The sequence below is a fragment of the Mesorhizobium sp. M1A.F.Ca.ET.072.01.1.1 genome (genome assembly GCF_004023325.1).
In the GTDB taxonomy this organism is placed as follows: domain Bacteria; phylum Pseudomonadota; class Alphaproteobacteria; order Rhizobiales; family Rhizobiaceae; genus Mesorhizobium.
Map to the genome: position 1 here is coordinate 1 of NZ_RZSF01000406.1, position 4,910 is coordinate 4,910.

General features: G+C 63.8%; 4 protein-coding genes and 1 pseudogene. 4 read left to right on the forward strand and 1 reads right to left on the reverse strand.

Features of this window, described 5'->3' with window-relative positions; genetic code table 11:
• From EOA32_RS40305 to EOA32_RS40315, 4 genes and pseudogenes are all read left to right on the forward strand, one after another.
• Positions 1–2,099 (forward strand): shikimate kinase (locus EOA32_RS40305; protein WP_245499469.1); only part of this gene is annotated, 2,099 nt, incomplete at its 5' end.
• Between the two features lie 500 nt (positions 2,100–2,599).
• On the forward strand, positions 2,600–2,716 hold the full coding sequence (locus tag EOA32_RS40310) for a hypothetical protein (protein ID WP_245499470.1): 117 nt from the start codon (positions 2,600–2,602) through the stop codon (positions 2,714–2,716).
• A gap of 282 nt (positions 2,717–2,998) precedes the next feature.
• Complete coding sequence (locus EOA32_RS32935; RefSeq protein WP_040972693.1) at positions 2,999–3,796, forward strand: TIGR02391 family protein; 798 nt, start codon at positions 2,999–3,001, stop codon at positions 3,794–3,796.
• Between the two features lie 167 nt (positions 3,797–3,963).
• Positions 3,964–4,185 (forward strand): annotated as a pseudogene (locus EOA32_RS40315) (DUF4172 domain-containing protein); the annotation flags it as partial.
• Here EOA32_RS40315 and EOA32_RS32945 read toward each other — a convergent pair.
• Positions 4,182–4,910, reverse strand: a 729-nt coding sequence (locus EOA32_RS32945) for an MFS transporter (protein WP_145971431.1), incomplete at its 5' end; no start/stop codon positions are given. The pseudogene EOA32_RS40315 and the gene EOA32_RS32945 sit on opposite strands and share 4 nt — an antisense overlap.

Below are 4,910 nucleotides of genomic sequence, written 5' to 3' on the forward strand. Positions count from 1 at the left end.
CGATCACGCTGAGCCGCGAGCAGGCCCTGGAGCGCGCCAGGAGCGCAGCCCAGCGCGCCGCGGCGGAAGAAGGCGCCATCACCGCCAACGCGCAAGCAGTCGCCGCGCTTTTGCGGCAGGCCGGCATTGAGGTGACCATGCCGCATCTCGAGCAGCGCCTGCGCGGGCGCGATTCGATGGCCGACGGGCTCACCGGCCAAAGCGTGAGCGCCGCGCCCGAGGCCCAGCTGGTCACCAATGCGGTGCGCCATGTCTTCGAGATCCCGGACGCGGCCCTGACGCGCGCCTTCAAGGCGGCCGTGCTGGCCTTCGAGGAGCGCGGCTGCAGCGAGGTCGAGACCACCAACTGGTTCAGGATGCGCAGGCCGAGCTTCCTCGCCATCCGCACCGTGTTCAGCACCCCGCAGGGCTATCGCTTCGAGGTCGAATTCCATACGCCGGCCAGCTACCGGGCCAAGCTCGCCAACCACGACCTCTACAAGCAGATCGGCTGGCTGCGGCGCCACCCCGGGCCGGACGCCGAGCAAAAGGCCACCGAACTCGTGCAGAGCGTGCAGGACAGATGCCTTGAGGTCGCCATTCCCCCTGACGCCTCCAGCATCCCCCACTGGGGCTCGTCGGGCCACAGCCGGTCGCGGACGGCTGGGGCCTCCAGGTTGGCCACCGCCGACCGGGCAAGCCAGCCCGCGGCCGCCCGCTCGCCGCAGGCCGGCGCGATCATAGCCGCCCTCGGCATGCGTCCCGTCGTGCTGGTCGGCATGCCGGGCAGCGGCAAGTCGACGATCGGCCGCGAGCTTGCCGGCAAGCTGGGAGTGAAGTTTGTCGACACCGACAAGGAAATCGTGCGCAAGCACGGCAATCTGCGCGATCTGTTCGCGCGCCAGGGCGAGGCGCACTTCAGACAGCTGGAGGCCGAAGAGCTCGCCAAGCAGCTGGAGAAGGGGCCGATCGTCATCGCAACCGGCGGCGGCGGCTTCATCGAGTCCAACAATCGAGCCCTGATCGGCGAGAAGGCGGTGTCGGTCTGGCTCGACTCCAACCCGCAAGTGATCCGCAGGCGCCTCAGGAACGACACCAGTCGGCCGCTGCTGCAAGGCCCCGACGGCGAGCAGAAGGTAAGCCGCATGTTCGACGAGCGCCGGCCGTTCTACCAAAAGGCCGATATCACGGTGGTCCCGCCCTCCGCAAAGGACAAGGAGAACGCCGAGCCTTGCGTGAAGGCGCTCCACGCCTACCTGTGCGGCGGCGAGGACGCAGCCGCCCAGACCCTTGCCAACGAGACCCTTGCCAACGAGACCCCTGCTAACGGGACACATGCCAACGAGGCGCCTGCTCCTAAGCCGCGTGCCCCTGCCGAGACGCCCGCCGCTGCCGGGACCCTCCCCACTGCCGGGACATCAGCCATCTCCGACGCTCCCGGCATCGCAGTCGACGCGCCACCTGGCGTTCGGCCGACCGAGCGCCAGGCAGCCGGGCTTCCCCCGGCAGCCGCTGCAGCGCATCGGCTGGCGCTTGGCGCCACCCAATGGCTCCTGGACGACCACATCACGGCCGATTACGCTGTGCTTGGCGAGGCCTTGCACGGGGCCAGTCCCGACATCGCCGCCCGGACCCGCTTGGTCGAGCCTTCGGTGACCCATCTGTTGCGCATGACCGAAGACGAGGCCGAAGCGGCCGCCATCTTCCACGGCATCGCCGGCGGCGGGGGCAATTTGGCGGACGCCAGGCCCGACTTCGTGTTCCTTCCCCTCAACAATGCCGCGCTTGGCGAGCAGGGCACCCACTGGTCGCTGCTGTTTGTCGATCTGCGCGGCTCCCAGCCGCTCGCCTATCACTACGACTCCTCCGGCGGCCAAAACAGCCCCTTTGCACGGCAACTCGCAGCACGGCTGGGCGCCCGCTTGGAGCCGGTGCTGATGACCCAGCAGGACAACGACTATGATTGCGGCGTCTTCGTCCTCGACGCCACCCGGGCGCTGACCGCACGCCTGGCTGAAGCCGAACCGCCCACCGGCCGGCCGCTCCACCTCGACACCCTCGTCGCCGACCGCCACGCCTTGCTGGACCGCCTCAGGCCGCTTATCGGCTCCGGTCCATGAAGCTTGCTGCAACGCCTCGCCGACACTCCGGCCTGGTTCACCAGCGGATGATCGCGATTTAAGCGGTGCCACGACCGTCACTCCGGCGCCATAGGCAACCGGCCGCGGGAGTGGGGAAGGGAACTCGCGACCGACCCTGCTGACATTTTTGCGCGTGTGATACATTGGACGTCCCTGGGCAAGTGTGTCTATGGCCCAGCGAAGCGCAAAGCCCATCAGGTCGGATGGGGGAAGTAGGAGTGTCGATAAGAAAATGAGCATTTATGAAGAAGTTTGAGTTTGTGAATGAAGCAGCGAAGAAAGCCTTTCAGGAACTGCCAAAAGATATAAAGAAGCAATTTGGGTACCGATCTGCAGGCCGTTCAAAATGGAGAACGCCCCTTCTCGGAGCGCGCGAATATAAAAGAAGGCGTTGGACCTAGCGCAATCGAACTAATCGAAAATGGAAGCCCTGCTATCGAGCGGTTTACTGTGCAAAATACGAGAACACGGTTTTCGTTCTGCATACCTTCACCAAGACAACCAATGGCGTTGACAGGAAGGCGATGAAAACGGCGAAAGAGCGTTACAAAGAAATGCTCAAGATTATCAAGGAACGGAAGCAGGGAGGTCGCTAGGCGGCCTCCAACACCTCGCAGATCACCTTGTGATTTGCGTCGACCGACGGCTTCAGCCGGAGGTTCAACAATCAATCTCACGTCGGCATAGTCGACGGATCGACGGGAGGGGATCATAGGAATTTCCCTCCTTGCGCACGATGCTCGAAGCAAAACCAGTGCGACGATAGCTTCAGCTCCGTAGATGTCGTGGCTGAGGGATAGCAACGTCTCGCGACTCGCGTATCTTTATGCGCTTTGTTATGAAGCGGCTGGGCGGCCCGATAGGTCGGACGTGGGGACATGCATTTCACGCAGGATCAGCTGCAGGCGATAGCCGATGCTTTGGGGGACACATCGGCAGGGCTTACGGGTTCCGAGGTCGGCTTCCTGCTACGAACGTGCGAGATCAGGGACACAGATCCTTCAATCACCAAGAGACACCGTCTCTACAATGCGTTCGCCCACGAGCAGAACACGCGAGGGGACCGCATCCGCATTCTTGGGTTCATCCGGAAAGCGATGAAGCCAACGCGGTTCGTGCGGGAGCCTGAACGCTTCGAGCCAATGAGGGCGAACGTCAACCGCGCTCTGGCCTTCGCCGGAATATCTATCGACGCGGCCGGAAAGCTGGGACCTGCGGCCAAGGCCGCGACGCTGGGCGAGGCCGAACGCAGAGCTAAGGAACTTCGAGCCGATCTGCTGTCGCGCGGGGTACATTCCGACGTGCTTTCCTTCTGCAGGCAAGAACTCCTGCACGACAATTATTTCCACGCCGTCCTCGAGGCCGCAAAGAGCGTTGCCGACAAGCTCAGGAAGCGGACCGGGTTGCTCGACGACGGCGCCGTTCTAGTCGACCACGTCTTCGGCGGCCAGAAGCCGATGCTTGCAATCAACTCGCTGGAGACGAAAAGCGAGCAGGACGAGCAGAAAGGATTCGTGAACCTGCTGAAGGGCACATTCGGAATGTTTCGGAATCCTACGGCGCACGAGGCGAAGGTGAACTGGGCCATGTCGAAGGAAGATGCAGAAGACTTGCTTTCGCTCGTGTCGCTCATTCACCGAAGGATCGACAAGGCGACAATGCCGCCCCGCGCTTGAAGCCAGTTCAGACATCTTCGCAGCAGTGCGGTACCCCCGAGTTGGCGCGCGGTAAGCTGGGTCAGGAGCAGGTGCTGCTCTCATGGACGTTTATTTCGATGGGAGTCGCGCCTAGGCGCTCCAACAACTTCACCCGGGCCTCGATCGTCGCTCTCCAAGCCCATGCCAACAAACGCCAGGAAAAAGCCGTCGCCCGGATACTTCCGGGGAGGTATCGACGGCTTTAAAGGCGGCCTCAGCGCGGAGAATTATATCGCCATCACCCAGGCATCCCGCGCCACGGCGACAAGGGTCCTGCAGGATCTGGTTGCCAAGGTGCGCTGACAAGAACTGGTGAACTCCGACATACTCGTTACATACTGAACATTCGTGACAATCGTGCTGACTAAGCCTGTACCACCGCGCGGCGGTCGAGCGACTGCGACAGCACGGCCACGGCGACGGCCAGAAGCGCGAGCGTAGCGCCCACCAGCGGTAGGTTCGCGTAGGATACGCCCGAGGAGATGGCAAGGCCGCCGATCCAGGCGCCGCCGGCATTGCCGACATTGAAGGCGCCCTGGTTGAGCGTGGCGGCAAGGTTCGGTCCTTCGGCAGCCGCCTCGACGACGCGTATCTGTAGCGGCGGCACGACGATGAAGATCAGCATGCCCCACACGAAGACGATGGCCACGGCTACCGCGGCAATCGCACCGAGCTTGGTAAAGACGACAAACAGCACGGCCATGGCAAGCAGCGTGGCGATCACCGTCGGCATCAGCTTCCAGTCCGCCAGCCTGCCGCCGATGATGTTGCCGATGGTCATGCCGGCGCCGAAGAGCAGCAGCACCCAGGTGATGGTCGCCCTAGACAGGCCGGAGACGTCGGTGAGGTAAGGCTTGATGTAGGTGAACACCGCGAACAGGCTGGCGGAGGCGAGCGAGGCGATCAGCATCGCTAGCCAGACCTGCAGCTTGCCGAGCACGCGCAGTTCGCCCACCAGGCCGCCGCCGCTCGGCTCCGCGACGTCCGAAGGCACCAGCCAGGCGATGGCCGCGACCGAGATCAGGCCGATGCCGACGACGGCGAGGAAAGTCGCGCGCCAGCCGAAGGCTTCGCCCAGCGCCGTGCCGGCGGG